Annotated in this window: 22 protein-coding genes and 1 other RNA gene; 9 read left to right on the top strand and 14 right to left on the bottom strand. The window is 66.3% G+C overall.

What is annotated here, in order from left to right; genetic code table 11:
- The first annotated feature begins 82 nt into the window (after window positions 1–82).
- The gene (locus ACZK13_RS17205; protein ID WP_071228176.1) at window positions 83–445 is read left to right on the top strand and encodes a DUF4288 domain-containing protein; all 363 of its coding nucleotides are present in this window, start codon (window positions 83–85) and stop codon (window positions 443–445) included.
- Window positions 446–490: 45 nt separating this feature from the next.
- Here ACZK13_RS17205 and ACZK13_RS17200 read toward each other — a convergent pair whose 3' ends face one another.
- Window positions 491–1,174 carry a hypothetical protein gene (locus ACZK13_RS17200; RefSeq protein WP_125894971.1) on the bottom strand — a complete coding sequence of 228 codons (684 nt, stop codon included), beginning with the start codon at window positions 1,172–1,174 and terminating at the stop codon, window positions 491–493.
- A gap of 108 nt (window positions 1,175–1,282) precedes the next feature.
- Between ACZK13_RS17200 and ACZK13_RS17195 the strand changes: the two genes are divergently transcribed.
- The 3 genes from ACZK13_RS17195 (at window position 1,283) to ACZK13_RS17185 (ending at window position 4,170) form a co-directional block, all read left to right on the top strand.
- Entirely contained in the window at window positions 1,283–2,101 is an 819-nt protein-coding gene (locus ACZK13_RS17195; RefSeq protein WP_071228178.1) for an SDR family oxidoreductase, read from the top strand.
- 93 nt (window positions 2,102–2,194) lie between these two features.
- Window positions 2,195–3,187, top strand: a complete 993-nt coding sequence (locus tag ACZK13_RS17190; protein ID WP_125894969.1) for a YiiG family protein — start codon at window positions 2,195–2,197, stop codon at window positions 3,185–3,187.
- Between the two features lie 17 nt (window positions 3,188–3,204).
- Window positions 3,205–4,170 carry a YiiG family protein gene (locus ACZK13_RS17185; protein WP_121504500.1) on the top strand — a complete coding sequence of 322 codons (966 nt, stop codon included), beginning with the start codon at window positions 3,205–3,207 and terminating at the stop codon, window positions 4,168–4,170.
- Between the two features lie 65 nt (window positions 4,171–4,235).
- Here the strand turns inward: ACZK13_RS17185 and ACZK13_RS17180 are convergent, their stop codons facing one another.
- On the bottom strand, window positions 4,236–5,108 hold the full coding sequence (locus tag ACZK13_RS17180) for an ion transporter (RefSeq protein WP_125894967.1): 873 nt from the start codon (window positions 5,106–5,108) through the stop codon (window positions 4,236–4,238).
- A gap of 63 nt (window positions 5,109–5,171) precedes the next feature.
- On the opposite strand from ACZK13_RS17180, the gene ACZK13_RS17175 reads away from it, so the two are divergent.
- A complete protein-coding gene (locus tag ACZK13_RS17175; protein ID WP_285301595.1) occupies window positions 5,172–6,398 on the top strand; it encodes an acetylornithine transaminase in 1,227 nt (408 codons plus the stop codon).
- 53 nt (window positions 6,399–6,451) lie between these two features.
- On the opposite strand, the gene ACZK13_RS17170 is transcribed toward ACZK13_RS17175, so the two are convergent.
- On the bottom strand, window positions 6,452–7,054 hold the full coding sequence (locus ACZK13_RS17170; RefSeq protein WP_293795510.1) for an HAD-IA family hydrolase: 603 nt from the start codon (window positions 7,052–7,054) through the stop codon (window positions 6,452–6,454).
- 123 nt (window positions 7,055–7,177) lie between these two features.
- Here ACZK13_RS17170 and azu point away from each other — a divergent pair, with 123 nt between their 5' ends.
- Window positions 7,178–7,627 carry an azurin gene (gene azu, locus ACZK13_RS17165; protein ID WP_049460658.1) on the top strand — a complete coding sequence of 150 codons (450 nt, stop codon included), beginning with the start codon at window positions 7,178–7,180 and terminating at the stop codon, window positions 7,625–7,627.
- A gap of 111 nt (window positions 7,628–7,738) precedes the next feature.
- On the opposite strand, the gene hemL is transcribed toward azu, so the two are convergent.
- Together hemL and thiE are read right to left on the bottom strand one after the other, a co-directional pair.
- Window positions 7,739–9,028 (bottom strand): glutamate-1-semialdehyde 2,1-aminomutase, encoded by a 1,290-nt coding sequence (gene hemL, locus ACZK13_RS17160; RefSeq protein WP_293795504.1) that lies wholly within the window; start codon window positions 9,026–9,028, stop codon window positions 7,739–7,741.
- A 16-nt stretch (window positions 9,029–9,044) separates the two neighbouring features.
- Window positions 9,045–9,671, bottom strand: a complete 627-nt coding sequence (thiE, locus tag ACZK13_RS17155) for a thiamine phosphate synthase (protein WP_125894961.1) — start codon at window positions 9,669–9,671, stop codon at window positions 9,045–9,047.
- 34 nt (window positions 9,672–9,705) lie between these two features.
- On the opposite strand from thiE, the gene ACZK13_RS17150 reads away from it, so the two are divergent.
- Window positions 9,706–9,930: a rubredoxin gene (locus ACZK13_RS17150; RefSeq protein WP_080291769.1), complete on the top strand. Its 225-nt coding sequence runs from the start codon at window positions 9,706–9,708 to the stop codon at window positions 9,928–9,930.
- Window positions 9,931–9,989: 59 nt separating this feature from the next.
- On the opposite strand, the gene ACZK13_RS17145 is transcribed toward ACZK13_RS17150, so the two are convergent.
- The 8 genes from ACZK13_RS17145 to ACZK13_RS17110 form a co-directional block, all read right to left on the bottom strand.
- Window positions 9,990–10,835 (bottom strand): SirB1 family protein, encoded by an 846-nt coding sequence (locus tag ACZK13_RS17145; RefSeq protein ID WP_010484022.1) that lies wholly within the window; start codon window positions 10,833–10,835, stop codon window positions 9,990–9,992.
- A 297-nt stretch (window positions 10,836–11,132) separates the two neighbouring features.
- Window positions 11,133–11,579 (bottom strand): DUF192 domain-containing protein, encoded by a 447-nt coding sequence (locus tag ACZK13_RS17140; protein ID WP_012512009.1) that lies wholly within the window; start codon window positions 11,577–11,579, stop codon window positions 11,133–11,135.
- Window positions 11,580–11,600: 21 nt separating this feature from the next.
- Window positions 11,601–12,248 (bottom strand): ribose-5-phosphate isomerase RpiA, encoded by a 648-nt coding sequence (gene rpiA / locus ACZK13_RS17135; protein ID WP_019338635.1) that lies wholly within the window; start codon window positions 12,246–12,248, stop codon window positions 11,601–11,603.
- 22 nt (window positions 12,249–12,270) lie between these two features.
- A complete protein-coding gene (locus ACZK13_RS17130) occupies window positions 12,271–12,750 on the bottom strand; it encodes an EVE domain-containing protein (protein ID WP_032128370.1) in 480 nt (159 codons plus the stop codon).
- On the bottom strand, window positions 12,747–13,340 hold the full coding sequence (locus ACZK13_RS17125; protein WP_478481975.1) for a 5-formyltetrahydrofolate cyclo-ligase: 594 nt from the start codon (window positions 13,338–13,340) through the stop codon (window positions 12,747–12,749). The genes ACZK13_RS17130 and ACZK13_RS17125 overlap by 4 nt, the downstream gene beginning before the upstream one ends.
- A gap of 83 nt (window positions 13,341–13,423) precedes the next feature.
- A non-coding RNA gene (gene ssrS / locus ACZK13_RS17120) (6S RNA) lies at window positions 13,424–13,609 on the bottom strand.
- Window positions 13,610–13,761: 152 nt separating this feature from the next.
- Window positions 13,762–14,058, bottom strand: a complete 297-nt coding sequence (locus ACZK13_RS17115; RefSeq protein ID WP_005410899.1) for a cell division protein ZapA — start codon at window positions 14,056–14,058, stop codon at window positions 13,762–13,764.
- Entirely contained in the window at window positions 14,055–14,276 is a 222-nt protein-coding gene (locus tag ACZK13_RS17110) for a TIGR02449 family protein (protein ID WP_005410898.1), read from the bottom strand. Before ACZK13_RS17110 ends, ACZK13_RS17115 begins: the two co-directional genes overlap by 4 nt.
- A 154-nt stretch (window positions 14,277–14,430) precedes the next feature.
- Between ACZK13_RS17110 and ACZK13_RS17105 the strand changes: the two genes are divergently transcribed.
- Together ACZK13_RS17105 and ACZK13_RS17100 are read left to right on the top strand one after the other, a co-directional pair.
- On the top strand, window positions 14,431–14,979 hold the full coding sequence (locus tag ACZK13_RS17105; RefSeq protein WP_032128368.1) for a YecA/YgfB family protein: 549 nt from the start codon (window positions 14,431–14,433) through the stop codon (window positions 14,977–14,979).
- A 5-nt stretch (window positions 14,980–14,984) separates the two neighbouring features.
- Window positions 14,985–16,307, top strand: coding sequence for an aminopeptidase P N-terminal domain-containing protein (locus ACZK13_RS17100; RefSeq protein WP_100437673.1), 1,323 nt, complete (start codon window positions 14,985–14,987; stop codon window positions 16,305–16,307).
- Window positions 16,308–16,811: 504 nt separating this feature from the next.
- Here ACZK13_RS17100 and pepQ read toward each other — a convergent pair.
- Window positions 16,812–18,143 (bottom strand): Xaa-Pro dipeptidase, encoded by a 1,332-nt coding sequence (gene pepQ, locus ACZK13_RS17095; protein WP_478450141.1) that lies wholly within the window; start codon window positions 18,141–18,143, stop codon window positions 16,812–16,814.
- Window positions 18,144–18,176 lie beyond the last annotated feature (33 nt).

Genomic DNA, 18,176 nt, shown 5'->3' with positions numbered 1-18,176 from the left:
ATAAATGTGGATTCCGCTGGCAGCAGAAGGCTCGCGACATCCAAACCAGGGACAACCCGCAAAAGAATCATTGAGGTGATGCATGTGGTATTGCGCACACGCCATTTTCTACTACGAGAGTCCAGGACAGGGGGCGTTCCGGGTGCATGAGAACGTGTATCTGATCAGTGCCGACAACGATGAACACGCTCTTGAGAATGCAGAAGCGCTTGCTTCCGGGTATGAGGATCTGACCGGTCGCCTGGTGGGTGAAGACGGTAGGCCTTCCCTCTATCGATTCGCCGGAATTCGCAAGCTGATATCAGTGGCGAGTGATGAGGACACTGCCGAGGGACGCCTGCACTCGGGTGTGGAGGTCACGTACTCCGTCATGGCGGTGGATACGTTGGACCAGGTGAAGCGGCTTGCCCGTGGTGATGGCGTGGCAGTGCTGTACCAGGAATAGAAATGTAGAGCCGAGCCATGCTCGGCTCTATAGAGGGCGGTGGCTTTACGGCGTTGCCGGCACCACCTGCTGGCCGATGAAGTTACGCTTGGCATCGAAGTCATAGGCGATCTGCAACTGCCCCACATCCGGGCAGGCGTGGCAGTCGCGCAGCGGCGTGCGGTACAGCAGGCGGATGCCGCCGTTGTCCAATGGCGAAGCGCCGGCCGACTGTGCCGGCGCGAACGGCGTGGCCTGCGGGTTGGCCTTCAGCAGTTCCTGCACAGCGGGGTCGGCACGCAGGGTGTCGTCCAACTGCACGGCATCCACATCGATGCGCTTGCCGCTGGCATCGACCAGGCGGGTGCCTTCATTGGTGTTGGCGCGGAACGGGTACTCGACCGTGGCAATGCCCAGTCCTTCGTTCTCGTGCCAGGCGGTCACATAGGCCAGCTCGCCGCCGCTGGACAACTGCTCGGCGGCGGTGATGGCATCGGCGCTGGCGCCACCCGCGCGCATCGCATCGCGCAGGCAATCGCGGGTCGCGGCGTTCTCACCCTGGCGGCAGGCGTTGAGATCGCCATCCCAGACCACCGCCTCGCTCCAGCGCATCCTGCCGTCGGCGGCGGCCTTCTCCGCGCTGGGCGCGTCACCGGCGGGCGGCTCCTTTCCGGGTTCCGGCGAACGGCCCTGGCAGGCGGTCAGCAGGACAAGCCCCAGGGCAGGCAGCAACAGGCGGGAACGGCGCATGGCGTGGACCTCGTGCGTTGTCTGGAGGCCCAAGTATCGTCAAGGGCGGGTGAACTCCGCGTCGGCGCGGCATACTAGCGGCTCATTGCATACGCTGGAGTGTGGAACGTGGGCAGTCTGCAGGGCAAAACGCTTTTCATCACCGGTGCCTCGCGCGGCATCGGCCTGGCCATCGCACTGCGCGCTGCGCGCGACGGCGCCAATGTGGCCATTGCGGCCAAGTCGTCGGTGCCGAACCCGAAGCTGCCGGGCACCATCCATACCGCGGCCGAAGCGGTAACGGCGGCTGGCGGCCAGGGCCTGGCCCTGAAGTGCGACATCCGCGAGGAAGAGCAGGTGCAGGCGGCGGTGGCGGCCACGGTCGATACCTTCGGTGGCATCGACATCCTGATCAACAACGCCAGCGCGATCTGGTTGCGCGGCACGCTGGATACGCCGATGAAGCGCTTCGACCTGATGCAGCAGGTCAATTCGCGTGGCAGCTTCCTGTGTGCGCAGGCCTGCCTGCCGTACCTGCTGCAGGCGCCGAACCCGCACATCCTCACCCTGGCGCCGCCGCCGAGCCTGGAGCCGAAGTGGTGGGCACCGCACACCGGCTACACGCTGGCGAAGATGGGCATGAGCTTCGTCACCCTGGGCCTGGCCGCCGAATTCGGTCCGCAGGGCGTGGCGGTGAATGCGCTGTGGCCCCGCACGGTGATCGCCACCGATGCGATCAACATGATTCCGGGCGTGGATGCGGCTGGCTGCCGCACGCCGCAGATCATGGCCGATGCCGCACATGCGGTGCTGGTGCGTGAAGCGGCCGGCTTCCACGGCCAGTTCCTGATCGACGATGAAGTGCTGGCACAGGCCGGTATCACCGATCTTTCCGGATACGCGGTGGATCCGTCGCGGCCGTTGTTGCCGGATCTGTTCCTGGATTGACCGCGCGTCGCTGGAAGAGGCCGAGGGCTGCGACCCTCGGCCTGCTGCGCTAGAATGCGTGGCTGTAATCGATTTCAACAAGGATGTGAGCACATGTCACGCACTCTTTCCGTCGCGGCGTTGGCCGCTTCGCTGTCGTTGATCCTGACCGCCTGCGGTGGCAAGGCACCCGCAGCTGCGGGCGGCGCCGCTGCCTCCGGCACGCCGGACGCCAGCACGGCCCCGTCCGATACACAGCAGCAGTTGACCGCCAAGCTCAACGCCTACATCGGCTGCTTCAACGCGCTGGATTCGAAAACCCACGGCAGCATCCAGTCCTACACGCGCTGGATCAAGGATGTCGACGCTGGCCCGACCGGACGCGAGACGCACGTGTATGGCCCGTTCGAGATCAGCGACTACGACATGAAGCAGTGCGACGCTCCGGTGACCGAGGCGATTGCTGCCAAGCCGGCGCTGGCCGAACTCGATGCGGCTGCAGGTCACTACCAGCAGGCGCTGAAGGCACTGGTGCCGGTCAGCAAGGACGCGCATGACTACTACGATCGCCAGGACTACGAAGACGACCAGTTCGCCAAGGGCAAGCAGCTGCACGCGCCCTTGATGGCCGCCTTCAAGGATTTCGTGGCTGCCAGCGAAACGTTCAATGCCGAGCTGGAGCGCCAGAACGACGCCGCCCAGCGCGAGCAGCTCAAGGCGCTGGAACAGGCCGAGGGGCGCACGCGCGAGTACTACCGTCTGGCGATGATGCTGGAAGCCAAGGCCATCATGGATCTGATGAGCGAGGATGATTTCGATCAGGCCAAGGCCCGCGAACGCCTGGATGCCTTCAACCGCATTTCCGATGAAGCGCACGCCAAGGTTGCCGACCAGGAACCGGGCAAGTCGGACTGGGAAGGCTTCGAGCGTGGGGCCGAGAATTTCCGGCGCGAAGGCAAGGAGCGGCTGCAGCGCGTCAGCGAGAAAAAGCCTTACACCGATTTCGAACGACGCATGCTTGATTCGCCGTCGATGGCGCCGCGTGGCTCTGCCAGCAAGCTCATGCAGGAATACAACACGCTCGTTTTCCAGAGCAACCGCCAGTGACCGGCGCGCCAGCACCCATGCGAGAGACCATGACGACTTCCTGTCTGCGTATCGCGCCGCTGCTGCTGATCGGCGCTGTGGCTGGCCTGAGCGGCTGCAACAAACCGGCAGGGTTGTCGCTGGCCGACCCCAGCCTGGAGAAGGTGAACGCCTACATCGAGTGCTACAACGGCGTTGAACAACCCATTCACGAGGGTTTCCAGACCTACACCAGCTGGATGAAGGACCCTGAAGCCGGCCCGACCGGCAATGAAGCGCAACCGCGTTCGCCCGGCAAGGTGCTGTCGCACCGCGTCGAGTACTGCGGCCAGCCACTGACCGACGCGCTGGCGAAGACCCCGGCCTTGCCGATGGATGGCCCCGCGCGTGACTATCAGCAGGCCTTCCAGGCATTGAACACCCTGGTCGAGCGCGCCGATGGATACTTCACCCGCGAGGATTATCGTCGTGATGGCGGTGAAGGGATGCGCAGCCAGCATGCCCCGCTGATGCAGGCCTATGCTGATTTCTTCAAGGCCAGCGAAGCGATGGATGTGGCGCTGGAAAAGAACGAGAACGATCGCCGTGCCGCGCAGCTGAAGCAGATCGAGGAGAGCGAAGGGCGCTCGCTGGCCTACTATCACCTTCGCCTGCTGGGCGACGGCAAGCTACTGGCCACGGCGTTCCAGGACGACGCACCGGATGTTGCGGCGCTGCGCGTGCAGCTGGCTGACTATCAGGCACTGGTGACGGAAATCCAGAACGGCGGCGTCGGCAAGGACGACCCGATGTGGGGCCACGTGCAGCGTTCGGCGGACAAGCTGGTGCGTACTGCGGGACGTGGCGTCGAGCGCCTGGAGCAGCACAAGCCGATCACCGCCGAAGCACTGGCGGCAGAGCGGAAGGCGTCGGGCAGTTGGCTCACCACCGACCCGGAAGGAGCGCAGTCAACGATCCTCGCTGCATACAATGATCTGGTGACCACCAGCAACCGCATGCGGTGAGCAACGGCACACGCATCCATGCGTAACCGCCGAGAGGTAGTGCCGGCCGCTGGCCGGCATGTGCCTCAATGGTTGAACGCATCCGGCAGCTTGCCGCCGCACTTGCGGCAGTGCAGTGCATTTGGTTCATGGCCTTCCAGCCCACAGTCCGGGCAGCCGCGCGCATCGCGGCGCGCGGCCTGCTCGGCTTCACGCATGGTGCTGGCCAGTTCGGCGGTATAGATGCCGGTGGGCACGGCGATGATGCTGTAGCCGATCAGGATCAGCACCGAGGTGACGAAGCGGCCGAGCACGGTCTGCGGCACGATGTCGCCGAAACCGACCGTGGCCATGGTCACCACCGCCCAGTACATGCTGGCCGGGATGTTGGTGAAGCCGTGTTCGGGGCCCTCGATCACGTACATCAGCGCACCGGCGATGATGGTGATGGTGATCACCGTGAACAGGAACACCAGCACTTTGCGCCGGCTGCGCCACAGTGACGTCATCAATACGCCGCTTTCCTCGATGTAGCGGGTCAGCTTGAGGATGCGGAACACGCGCAGGATGCGCAGCGCGCGCACCACCAGCAGGCTCTGCGCGCCGGGGATGAACATCGACAGGTAGGCGGGCAGGATCGACAGCAGGTCGATGATGCCCCAGATGCTCACCGCGTAGCGCAGCGGGCGCTTGACCACCGCCAGTCGCAGGAGGTACTCGGCGGTGAAGATGATCGTGAAGGCCCATTCCAGGATGTACAGGCCGGTGGACCATTCGGCATGCAGGTGCTGCACGCTGTCGATCATCACCACCAGGATGCTGGCGACGATCGCCACCACCAGGATCAGGTCGAAATTGCGCGAGGGCCGCGAGTCGTGGCGGTAGATGATGTCGAACCACCGACGGCGCCAGCCGGTCTCGGTGGCGGGGTTCAGCTGGGGGGCGGAAAACGGTCGCATGGGCGCATTGTGCCGCAGGGGTTCCGGCGCGAGAATGGGGATTCCTGAACCCTGCCGACTGCCATGACCGCCGCTACCGATCCGCTGATCTCCCTTTCGCACTATTACCTGCCGGTCTACAAGCCCCGCCAGGTGGTACTGGAACGAGGCCAGGGCGCCCGCGTGTGGGACAGCCAGGGCCGTGAGTTCATCGACCTGGCCGCCGGCATCGCCGTGTGTGGCCTGGGCCACAACGACCCGGACCTGGTCGCCGCGCTGGTCGAGCAGGCCGGCAAGCTCTGGCACACCAGCAACGTGTTCTACAGTGCACCGCCGCTGCACCTGGCCGAGGAGCTGGTGAAGGCCAGCCGCTTCGCCGAGCGCGTGTTCCTGTGCAACTCCGGCGCCGAAGCCAACGAAGTGGCGATCAAGATGGTCCGCAAGTGGGCCTCCAGCCAGGGCCGCCCGGCTGACAAGCGCGTCATCATCACCTTCCGTGGCAGCTTCCACGGCCGCACCATGGGCGCAGTGACGGCTACTGCCCAGCCGAAGTACCAGGAAGGTTACGAGCCGCTGCCCGGTGGCTTCCGCTACATCGATTTCAACGATGAGGTGCAGCTGGAAACGGCGATGGCCGCCGGTGACGTGGCCGCAGTGATGCTGGAGCCGATCCAGGGCGAGGGCGGGGTGATGCCGGCCAAGTCCGGTTTCCTCAAGCGCGTGCGCGAACTGTGCGACCAGCACAACGCACTGCTGGTGCTGGATGAAATCCAGGCCGGCATGGGCCGCACCGGCACGCTGTTCGCGCACTGGCAGGACGATGTGGTACCGGACATGGTCACCCTGGCCAAGGCGCTCGGCGGCGGCTTCCCGATCGGAGCGATGCTGGCCGGCCCGAAGGTGGCTGAGACCATGCAGTTCGGCGCGCACGGCACCACCTTCGGTGGCAACCCGCTGGCGGCCGCAGTCGCGCGCGTGGCGCTGCGCAAGTTGGCCTCGGCGGAGATCGCCGCCAACGTCAGCCGCCAGTCGAAGGCGCTGCGCGATGGCTTCGCCCGCATCAACGACGAGTTCGGTGTGTTCAGCGACGTGCGCGGCCGTGGCCTGATGCTGGGCGCGGTGCTGAGCAAGGACTTCGCCGGCCAGGCCGGTGCGATCCTCGACCATGCCGCCGAGCAGGGCCTGCTGACCCTGCAGGCCGGCCTGGACGTGCTGCGCTTCGTGCCGTCGCTGAACATCACCGACGAAGAAGTGGCCGAAGGCCTCAAGCGCCTGCGCGCGGCAATTGCCGCGTTCATCGCCGCGCGCTGACGCCGCGGCGCTGGGGTCGGATCCCTCTCCTGCGGAGAGGGCTCTGACCCTGATCAGCTCACCGCGTAACGCTTCAACACCTTGCCCAATCCCCGGCCATCGCGCACGGTTTCCGCGTGCAGGCCGGCGGCGCGTGCGCCGCGCACGTTGGCGAACAGGTCATCGACGAACAGCGTGCGCGCAGGTGCCACGCCGAGTACCTCAAGCGTGCGCAGGAAGACTTCCGGCGCCGGTTTGCGCAGGCCGAAATCGGCGCTGCAGAACACGCGGTCCTGCAGGGCAGGGAACAGTTCCGGCAGCAGGGTGGGCAAGGCCTGTTGCATCAGCGCGCCGTTGTTGGTCAGCACTGCCATCGGCAACTGCAGGGCCTGCAGCCGCTGCAACACGGCAGCCTGCGGATGGCTGGCGGCCCGCCGCGCCGCGGTCCAAGCAGTCACATCGACCGTCGTGCCTAGAAGCTCTCCCAGCTGCGCCAGATAGGCCGGGCCATCCAGCGTGCCATTGTCATGTGCCGCTTCCAGCCCGCTGTCGTACAGCGCGGCCTGCACGGTTTCCGGCACGACATCCAGCGCCTGCGCAAGGTACAGCACGCGCTGCGCGCGCTGGTACTGCACCAGCACGCCATCCACATCCAGCAGCAACAGGTCGATCCGCATTGGTCGAGCATGCCATTGCAGTGAACACGCGGGAAACCCTGGAGCAGCCATGCGACAGACGGTCGCAGACGCGGCCGCAGGGGCCTGCCTAGAATGGCGCTTGAATCCGCAGGAGATGCAACGATGAAGGCTTGGATGGTGGCAGTGGGACTGGGCGCGCTGATGCTGGCGCCGTCAGCGATGGCGCGGGTGTGTGCGGTGAGCATCGACAGCACCGACCAGATGAGCTTCAGCAGCCGCGAGATCAAGGTGGCCGCTGATTGCACCGCCGTGGATCTGACCCTGCGCCACACCGGCAAGCTGGCCGCTACCGCGATGGGCCACAACTGGGTGCTGACCCGCAGCGCGGATTACCAGCCGGTGGCGATGGCTGGCATGCGTATGACCCTGGCCGACAGCTACCTGCCGAAGGCCGACAAGCGCGTGCTGGCGCACACCAAGGTGATCGGCGGTGGTGAAACCGCGCGCGTGCGCTTCTCTACCCAGGGCCTGCAGAAGGGCGGTGACTACACCTTCTTCTGCTCGTTCCCCGGCCACTTCGCGATGATGAAGGGCAAGTTCGTCTTCGGTTGAGCAGCCACGCATGGCGTGGCTCTACCAGGAAAAAAAGGGGACGGAGGGGATTAAGTCGTTTGTGCACAAACGACTTAATCCCCTCCGTCCCCTTTTTCGTGCAGAGCGGGCTCAGCCCTTGGCGGCCTTGAACGCCACGCATGCAGCGGCGAGGGTGGCCTCGATCACGGCATCGTCGTGCGCGCTGGACAGGAAGCCGGCCTCGTACGCCGACGGTGCCAGGAACACGCCCTGGTCCAGCATCGCGTGGAAGAAGCGGTTGAACGCCGGGATGTCACAGGCGGTGGCCTGCGCATAGGTCTCCACCTTCTCGCTGGTGAAGAACAGGCCGAACATGGCGCCCACGTGGGTGGTGGTCACCGCCACGCCGGCGTCGGCAGCGGCCGCTTCCAGGCCGGCACACAGGCGCGCGGTGCGCTCGGCCAGGTCGGCGTGGAAGCCCGGCTGCTGGATCAGTTCCAGCATCGCCAGGCCGGCGGCCATCGCCACCGGGTTGCCGCTCAGCGTGCCGGCCTGGTAGATCGGGCCGGCCGGGGCGATCTGCTGCATCAGCTCGCGGCGGCCGCCGTAGGCACCCACCGGCATGCCGCCGCCGATGATCTTGCCGAAGGTGGTCAGGTCCGGGGTGATGCCGTAGTGCGCCTGTGCACCGCCAAGGGCAACGCGGAAACCGGTCATCACTTCGTCGAAGATCAGCAGCGCGCCATGCTTCGTGCACAGTTCGCGCAGGTGCTGCAGGTAGCCTTCGCGTGGCGGAATGCAGTTGGCGTTGCCGACCACCGGTTCGATGATCAGGCCGGCGATGTCGTCACCCTGCTTTTCGAACAGGGCAGTGGCCGCTTCGAAGTCGTTGTAGGGCAGGGTCAGGGTCAGTTCGCTCAGGCCGGCCGGGACGCCCGGCGAGGTCGGCACGCCCAGGGTCAGCATGCCGCTACCGGCCTTGACCAGGAACGAGTCACCGTGGCCGTGGTAGCAGCCTTCGAACTTGACGATGCGGTTGCGACCGGTGGCGCCGCGCGCCAGCCGGATCGCCGACAGCGTGGCTTCGGTGCCGGAGTTGACCATGCGTACCATCTCGCACGACGGCACCAGTCGGGTGATGGTCTCGGCCATGGTCACTTCGGCCGCGCAGGGCGCGCCGAAGGACAGGCCATTGTCGATCGCCTTCTTCACCGCCTGGCGCACCGCCGTGTGGTTGTGGCCGACGATCATCGGGCCCCAGGAACCGACGTAATCGATGTAGCGGTTTCCATCGACGTCGTACAGGTAGGCGCCATCGGCGCGCTCGACGAAGAACGGTTCGCCGCCGACCGATTTGAACGCGCGCACCGGCGAATTGACGCCGCCCGGCAGCAGCTGCTGGGCGCGGGAGAACAGGGCGTGGGACTGGTCGTGGTTCATGCGGATTTCCTGGGCATTACGCGAACTGGGCGAGGTAGGCGCGCTGGATCGCAACCGGGTCTTCGGCGGCGAACACGCTGCTGACCACGGCGACCAGATCGGCGCCGGCGTCGATGATGGGACCGACATTGTCCGGCGTCAGGCCGCCGATCGCCACCCGCGGCACGCCCAGTGCGGCGCTTTGCCGCAGCAGGTCGGTGTGGGCGCGGCTGGTGGTGATCTTGGTGGTGGTCGGGAAGAACGCGCCGAAGGCCACGTAGCTGGCGCCGGCCGCCACGGCCTGCTCGGCGTTGGCCAGCTGGTCGTAGCAGGACGCGCCGATGATGGCGTCCGCGCCGAGCAGGGCACGCGCGCTGGGGATATCGCCATCGGTGCCGCCCAGATGCACGCCGGCGGCGCCGACCGCCTTGGCCAGCGCCGGGTCGTCGTTGACGATCAGCGGCACGCCGTGTTCCGCGCACAGCGCCTGCAGGGCGGTGGCCTGCTCCCGCCGCAGCGCGTCGCTGGCGGTCTTGTTGCGGTACTGCAGCCAGGTGGCGCCGGCGGCCAGCAGCGGCGCGGTGCGGGCCAGCAGGCGTGCGGTATCGGGCTCGTCCGGGGTGATCAGGTAGACGCCGCGGGGCGCCGGGGAAGCAGAAGTCATCGATGGCTACCGGTGAGTGAGCCGCGATGGGACAATGGCGGCCCGTGAATCCAGCCTTGATTATCCGATGAGCGATGCCACCCCCACCACCTTGCGTACCTGGATGTGCGTGGTCTGCGGCTTTCTTTACAGCGAAGCGGAAGGCTTGCCGGAAGAAGGCATCGCGCCGGGGACGCGCTGGGAAGACATTCCCGAGACCTGGACCTGCCCGGATTGCGGCGTGACCAAGGCCGATTTCGAGATGGTCGAGGTCGATTGATGGCGGGGCCTGCAGGCCCTTCTGTGGGTGCGGACCGTTGGTCCGCACACCGGACACCCTCAATGCAGCCGTGGCACCGGCCCACCGAGGTCGATCAGCTTCTCGCGCAGCCACTGCGCATCGCTGGCTTCCGGGTTGCGCTTCAGATACTGCCCCAGGTCGTGGCGGGCACCGGCCAGATACTCCAGCTGCAGGTAGGCCAGGCCGCGATCACGCAACGCGTCGTCCTGCTCCGGGGCCAGCTTCAGCAGGCGGTCGGCACTGCGTGCGGCGCGGTCCCATTCGCCGGCTTCGGCATACACGCCGTGCAGGTTACGCAGCATGCGCATCAGGATCGCGCGCGCCGGCGCCGGGTCGAGGATCTGCGCCAGCACCTGGTCGTCGGGCATCTGCCCGCCCAGGTGTGACTTGGCCCGCTCGCGCAGTTCGTCCACGTCCAGCGGGCGGCCGCCATTGAACGGGTCCATCACCAGCACGCCGTCGTCCACCGGCAGGCGCACCAGGAAGTGGCCGGGGAAGGACACGCCGTCGAGCGGGATTCCCAGCCGGCGCGCGACTTCCATCTGCACCAGCGCCAGCGAGATTGGGTTGCCCAGGCGGCGCTCGAATACCTGGTTGAGGTAGCTGTTGCGCGGGTCGTAGTACTCGTCGTGGTCGCCGCTGTAGCCCAGCTCGTCGAACAGGTGGCGGTTGATCGCCGCCATCTTCAGCGGGCTGTTGTCGATGCTGTCCACTTCCGAACGGAGGTGGTCGACATGGCTCTGGATCAGCGCGTCGTAGGTGGACGGCTGCAGATCGGGGTATTCATCGCGCGCGATCAGCAGCGCGGTCGGCAACAGTGGCAGCGCCTCGTCTTCGAGGTCGGCCAGTGCATCCCAGTCGGGGAGTGAGATCCGGTCCTGCATGACCACAGACTGGCGTCATTCGCAGGCGGTTTCAAGCGGTGCCGCGTGAAAAGAACATCGTCTTGGAAATGTCGTGTCGACCAAGGTCGACACCTACCAACAGCCGCCGGCCAACTGTCAGAGGTGGGGCGGTGTGGGCTTGCAGGACCGCAGGCGCCATGGATGGCGCCTACGAGCCCCCAGGGACGGGTTTACGGCGTGTCCTGCAAGTCCACACCGCCCCGCCATCCCTCGGTAACCCAGCTTTTGCCCTTGATGTTGATTCGGCGGGTGCCGGCCGCTGGCCGGCCGCATCGTTTACTTTTCGATGCCCGGGCCGAAGGTCAGCTCGGTGCCGTCCTTCAGCTTGAGCTTCTCGGCCTGGCCGGCGTTGAGCTCCAGCACATAGCGCGCCGGTCCACCGCTGGGGTAGGGCGGGCACATGTCGCCGGCCGAGCACGGCGGCACGTCGCGCTGCTGGCTGACCAGCTTGCGCTGGCTGTCGAAGTACAGGATGTCCAGCGCAAGCTTGGTGTTCTTCATCCAGTACGCCTGCATTTCTTCGCGGTCGTGGATGAACAACATGCCGTGGTCAGCGGCCATCTGGTCGCGGAACATCAGCCCGCGCGCGCGGGTTTCATCGTTGGTGGCCAGCTCCACCTGGTAGCGCGCACCATCCAGCTCGACCCAGTGGCGGGCCGCATCGGTGGCACAGCCGGCCAGGGCCAGCAGCGGAAGCATCAGCAGCGAACGCAACAGCGACATCGTCAGGATCCTTCGAAAGGGTCAGAGCACGACCGGCGGCTCACCACCGACGATCACCACATCGGCGCGACGGCGCGCGAACAGGCCGACGCAGACCACGCCGGGCAGCTGGTTGAGCTCGCGCTCCAGCTTTTCCGGATCGGTGATCTGCAGGTTGTGGATGTCCAGGATCTGGTTGCCGTTGTCGGTGACCACGCCTTCGCGCCAGGTCGGCTGGCCGCCGGTCATGTCGCGGATCTGGCGGGCGACCAGGCTGCGCGCCATCGGGATCACTTCCACCGGCAGCGGGAACCTGCCCAGCACCGGCACCTGCTTGCTCGGGTCGACGATGCAGATGAAGCGCTCGCTGGCCTCGGCGATGATCTTCTCGCGGGTCAGTGCGGCGCCGCCACCCTTGATCAGGCACTTGTTGGCATCGCACTCATCGGCGCCGTCCACGTACAGCGACAGGTTGCCGCTGTGGTTCAGCTCGATCACCTCGATGCCGTGCTGCTTCAGGCGCGCGGTGCTCTGTTCGGAGCTGGACACGGCACCCTTGATGCGGTGCTGGATGCGGGCCAGGGCATCGATGAAATAGGCCACGGTGGAACCGGTGCCGACACCGACGATCATGCCGTCTTCAACGTACTCGATGGCTTTCTCGGCGGCCAGGCGCTTGGCTTCGGACATGGGAGAACTCTCAGGCAGGGAATCAGGATTTCTTTTCCAGCGACAGCAGCAGCTTCCACTGCGCGGCGGTCACCGGGAACACCGACAGGCGGTTGCCCTTGGCAACCAGCGGGAAGCCCTCGCCGAGTTCTTCGGCGTGCAGCTTGATCTCGTCCAGCGCGATCACCTGCTTGAGCTTGCGGTCGAAGGCCACGTCCACCAGCATCCAGCGCGGGTTCTCGCGCGTGCTCTTGGGGTCGTGGTAGTCGGATTTCGGGTCGAACTGGGTGTCGTCCGGATAGGCCGGGCTGGCGACCGTGGCCAGGCCGACGATGCCGGGCACCTTGGTATTGGAGTGGTAGAACAGGATGCCGTCGCCCACCTGCATGCCATCGCGCATGAAATTGCGCGCCTGGTAGTTGCGCACCCCGTTCCAGGGTTCGACCTTGACCTTGGCCAGGTCATCGATGGAGAAGGCGTCCGGTTCGGACTTCATCAGCCAGTAGCGCTTGCGGGCGGTCATGCGTTCACGGGGGCAGCGGAGGGGAACAGGGTGCCGTCTTCGGTGCAGATCGCATCCACCGGCACGTCCCACGACGCCACCGGCAAGGACTCGACCTGCTGCACCGCGAACGCAGCACCGACCAGCCAGGGCGGCGCCGGCCGGTCGTGGCGGAAGGCGAAGCTGCGATCATACCAGCCGCCCCCCATGCCCAGCCGCCGGCACTGCGTGTCGAAACCCACCAGCGGGGCCACCACCAGCGCCATCTGTGCTGGTTCCAGGGTGTCTTCCAGCGCCACGTCCGGCTCGGGAATGCCGTAGCGGTTGCTGGTCAGCGGCTGCCCGGGGCGCCACGGTGCGAAGCGCAGCACGTCACCCGCCAGTACCGGCAGGCAGTAGGTCAGTGTGTCGGGTAGCTGCAACTGCCAGCGGTGCAGGGCAATTTCGCCATCCAGCGCCCAGTAGCCGGCCACGGCGCCTTCGCGCGGGGCGAACGGCAGGGCGAGCAGGGCATCGGCAAGCGATTCGGCGGCGGCGATGCGCTCAGCGGCGGAAAGGTCGCGGCGGCGTTGCCGCAGGTCGTGGCGCAGGGCCTGGCGCGGGTCGGTCATGGCAGCGTGCGGCAAGGATCAGCCGTCATTGTGCCGGAAAGAACAAGGGCGACGCCCGAAGACGCCGCCCTTGCTGGAATATTGCATTCTCCGCAATGTCGATGCATGCGAAACGACCTTGAACCCGGGGGCTCAAGTGGGAACGCTGGAGAACCATCGGGCTTCCCGCTACAAGGCGGACCTGCACTCCCGGCGCTGTCGCGCTCCCGGTGTCGTTCTTAAGGGACAAGGCGAATGTTTGCACATGCCGTCGAGTACCGCAGAGAACGCGTGGCCATTATAGCCAGCACGCAGGATCTGGATAGGCCGTTCGTCGGCAACAGTCCGTGCCAATTCAGATATGAGAAAAGGGGACGGAGGGGATTAAGACGTTTCCGGCACGGAAGGGGCGAATGCGCCTTGATTCCCTCCGTCCCCTCTTCTACGGGGTGCCGTCGATCGCGCGGTCCAGGCGCCGGTTCAGGTCGGCCAGCGTCTGCTGCAGGGCGACTGCCTGGCGGGCGTTCTCGTCGCGCAGCAGTTGCAGTTCATGGGCCAGGTTCAACGCCGCCAGCACGGCGACGCGGTCGACCGCGGCCATGCGGTTGCTGCCGCGGATTTCGCGCATGCGCGCATCGAGCAGGCGGGCGGCGGCCATCAGGCTATCGCGTTCATCGCCGCCGACACCCACGGTGTATTCACGATCGAGGATGCGGACACTGACCGGTTCGGCGCTCATGTGTGCTGCTCCAGGGATTTGAGCCGACTGATCATTGCTTCCACCCGCGAGCGTGCCTGCTCGTTCTTGGCCAGCAGCGTGGAACGCTCGGCCACCAGCTGTTCCTGCTGGTGGCGCAGGCTGCGGTTCTCCTCGGCCAGGCGCTGGTTGCGTTCAAGCAACGCTTCCACGCGGGCAGCGAAGTCCTGCAGCTGGGCAAGGGGATCGGCGGGTTCCATACGGGCACGATAGGCAAGCCGGGTAAGGGCGGTCAAGCGTTGTCGCAGCAAGGCCTGACGGTCGCAGAGAGGATGCCGTCGGGTTGCTACACTACGGGGTCTCACGGGCGCGCGCGTGCGCGCCCCGGGTTTCCTTATCCGAACGAGCCGCACGATGACCGAACTTCCCTCCGTCGACGACGTTACCCGCGCCAGCCAGGAACTGGGCCTGGGCGCCACCGCTGCCGAGCTGCACGGCGCACTGTGCGGCTGGCTGGCCGCCGGTGGTGCCCCCGGCAATGATTGGCCGGCGCGTGTGCTGGCCGACGACAACCTGCCGCCGGTGGCCGCCGACAGCGTGCTGGGGCAGCTGCTGCAGGTCACCATCAAGCAACTGGAAGACCGCGATTTCGCCTTCGAACTGCTGCTGACCGATGGCGACGACGTGTCCGCGCAGGCTGATGCCATGTTCAGCTGGACCCGTTCCTTCCTGGGCGGCTTCGGCCTGGGCAGCGGCGGCCGCCGCCCGACCCTGTCCGAAGAGGGCGAAGAAGCGCTGACCGACATGGCCAGCCTGGCGCGTGCCTCCAGCGAGGATTTCGAGGCCGGCGGCGATGACGATGACGAAGCCCTGTCCGAGATCGAGGAATTCATCCGCGTGGCGGTGTTGCTGCTGCACGGTGACGTGGTGCTGGCCTCGCGCCATCGGCAGCGCCTGAACTGATGGACATCAAGCAGCGCACCGGCATCGCGGCCGGCGAATACAAGCGTCGGCGCCGCCAGCTGATGGACATGGCCGGCGAGGATGCGATCCTGGTGCTTCCCGCCGCCGCCGAGAAGGTGCGCAGCCTCGATACCCATTACCCGTTCCGGCAGGATTCGGACTTCCAGTACCTGAGCGGCTTCCCGGAGCCGGAAGCGGTGCTGGTGTTGATCCCGGGCCGCCGCCACGGCGAGGCCATCCTGTTCTGCCGCGAGCGCGATGCCGAGCGCGAGGCCTGGGACGGCAGCCGCGCCGGCCAGGAAGGTGCGGTGGCGCAGTACGGCATGGACGATGCGTACCCGATCGACGATCTGGACGACATCCTGCCGGGCCTGCTGGAAGGGCGTTCGCGCGTCTATTACCACTTCGGTCGCGACGCCGATTTCGACCTGAAGCTGATCGGCTGGGTCAACCGCGTGCGTTCGCAGGTGCGCCACGGCGCGCAGCCGCCGCATGAGTTCCTGGAGCTGGGCCACCTGCTGCATGAGCAGCGCCTGTTCAAGTCCGGCGCCGAAGTGGCGCTGATGCACCACGCCGCGCAGATCAGTGTACGTGCACATCTGGCAGCGATGAAGGCGGCGAAGGCCGGCATCCACGAGTACGAACTGCAGGCGGAGCTGGAACGCGTGTTCCGCGCCAACGACGCGGTGCCGGCCTATTGCAGCATCGTCGGTGCAGGTCGCAACGGCTGCATCCTGCATTACCGCGACAACAACGCACGTTCGCGCGATGGTGAGCTGGTGCTGATCGACGCCGGTGCCGAATACCGCGGCTATGCCAGCGACATCACCCGCACGTTCCCGGTGAACGGCCGCTTCAGCGCCGAGCAGCGCGCGCTGCACGACCTGGTCGGTGACGCGCAGGCCGCGGCACTGGCCCAGGCCAAGCCGGGCGTGGCCTACGAGATGGGTCACCTGGCGGCGGTGCAGACCCTGACCGAAGGCCTGCTGCGGCTGGGCCTGCTGAAGGGCACGCTGGAAAAGAACCTGTCCGAGGGCCTGTACCAGCGTTTCTACCGGCACAAGACCGGGCACTGGATCGGCATGGACGTGCACGACGTGGGTGACTATCGCCTGGCCGGCGATTCGCGGCTGCTGGAGCCGGGCATGGCGTTCACCATCGAGCCGGGGCTGTATATCGGCGTGGACGATACGACGGTGGAACCGCGCTGGCGCGGTATCGGCATCCGTACCGAGGATGACGTGCTGATCACCGATGACGGGCATCGCGTGCTGACCGAAGGCCTGGCGCGCAGCGCCGACGAGATTGAAGCGGTGATGGCGGGGTAAGGGGTTTCGGCAGGGCTTGCAGCCCTGCACCTGCTGCAATCAACGGCAACGTCAAAAGCCGAAGCGGCATTCCGTGGGAGGGCGGGGCACTGTGGGTTTGCGGGGACGCCGCAAGTACGTCCCTGTAGGCTTGGTCGCCGCATCCATGCGGCTCACACCCCGCAAACCCACAGTGCCCCGCCTTTGACAGGTTCAGGCGGCTGTTGGTGTGTGCCGACCGTTGGTCGGCACATCTGTCAGATATCGAATGAATCCTCCACGCATGGCGTGGATCTACTGGCCACTGCGGCCGTTGGAACGCGCGGCTGTTGGTAGGTGTCGACCTTGGTCGACACAGAGCGAGCGCAGCGAGCGACCCGCTTCTGCTTTTCTTTTTTCTTTTCCGTGGTTGAACGCGGCAGGAAACTGTCAGAGGCGGGGCGGGGTGGGTTCACGGCGTCCCCCGCGAACCCACCCCGCCCCGCCAAGCGCGGCTTTTGACTTCTGCGACCAACCACAAGGGGCTCAGCCGTTCGCCGCCGCAAACTCCGGCCGCGTCAGGTTGTCCGCCTCGCCCTCAGTGCAAAGCACTTCGTCTTCGATGCGGATGCCGCCATACGGACGGAAGAAATCCACGCGCTCCCAGTTGATCGCATCGCCATGGCCGGCATCCTTCACTTCATTCAACAGCATGTCGATGAAGTACAGGCCCGGTTCGATGGTCACCACCATGCCCGGTTCCAGCACGCGGGTCAGACGCAGGTACGGGTGGCCCGCCGGGCGCTCGATGCGGCCACCCTCGTCGCTGGCCGCGAAACCGGCCACGTCGTGCACCTGCAGGCCGATCAGGTGACCGATGCCATGCGGGAAGAACGCGGCGCTGACGCCGGTTTCCACTGCGGTCTGCGGCGAGACCTTGATCACGCCGAAGTCCTTCAGCACGCCCATCAGCGAAAGATGTGCGTCCACGTGCAGCTGCTTGTAGTCGAAGCCCGGGCGCACCGCTGCGCACATCTGCTGCTGGGCGGCGTCGACGGCGGCGATCATCGCGGCGAACTCGTCGTGGCCCTGCGCGGCGTAGGTGCGGGTGATGTCGCTGGCGTAGCCGTGCGCGCTGGCACCAGCATCGATCAGGAAGCTGCGCAGCGGCTGCGGCGCCTTGCGGCCCAGCTCGGTGTAATGCAGCACGGCGGCATGTTCGTTCAACGCCACGATGTTGCCGTAGGGCAGCTCGTTGGCGTCCTGGCCGACGGCCTGGCAGTACGCCATGTGGATGCTGAACTCGTCGGCGCCGTTGCGGAACGCGGCTTCGGCGGCGCGGTGGCCGCGCACGCCCAGCACCTGCGCCTGGCGCATCAGCGCGATTTCATACGGCGTCTTGCTGCCGCGGTGCCATTCCAGGTAGTTCACCACCGGCGCCGGGTTGTTCGGCACGTAGTTGCCCAGCGTGCTCTGCGGCTCGCCGAGGATCGCGCAGCGCGACGGGTCGGCCGGCAGCAGGGCCAGCGCCTCTTCGGGCTTGCGGATGATGTGGATGTCGAAGTGCTCCACCCACCAGCCACTCGGTGCGTCCGGTACCACGTGCCAGTAATCGAACGGCTGGTGGAAGATCACCGCCGGACGCTTGCCGGGGGTGAACACGATCCAGCTGTTGGGCACGCGGGTCAGCGGCAGCCAGGCCTTGAACTGCGGATTCACCGCATACGGGTAGTCGCGGTCGTCGAACACCTGGTAGTGCAGGGTGCCGCTGGGCACCACCAGGTGATCGAAGCCGCCGCGGGCCAGCGCCTGTTCGGCGCGTCGGCACAGCACGGCCAGGTGGTCGGGATACAGGGCGCCGGGGTCTTGCTGGATCATTGCGGTGGCTCGACACGGAAAACGGCCCTAGAT

The organism is Stenotrophomonas sp. 99219_Sma (genome assembly GCF_056480785.1).
This window is presented reverse-complemented; position numbering and strand designations above follow the sequence as displayed.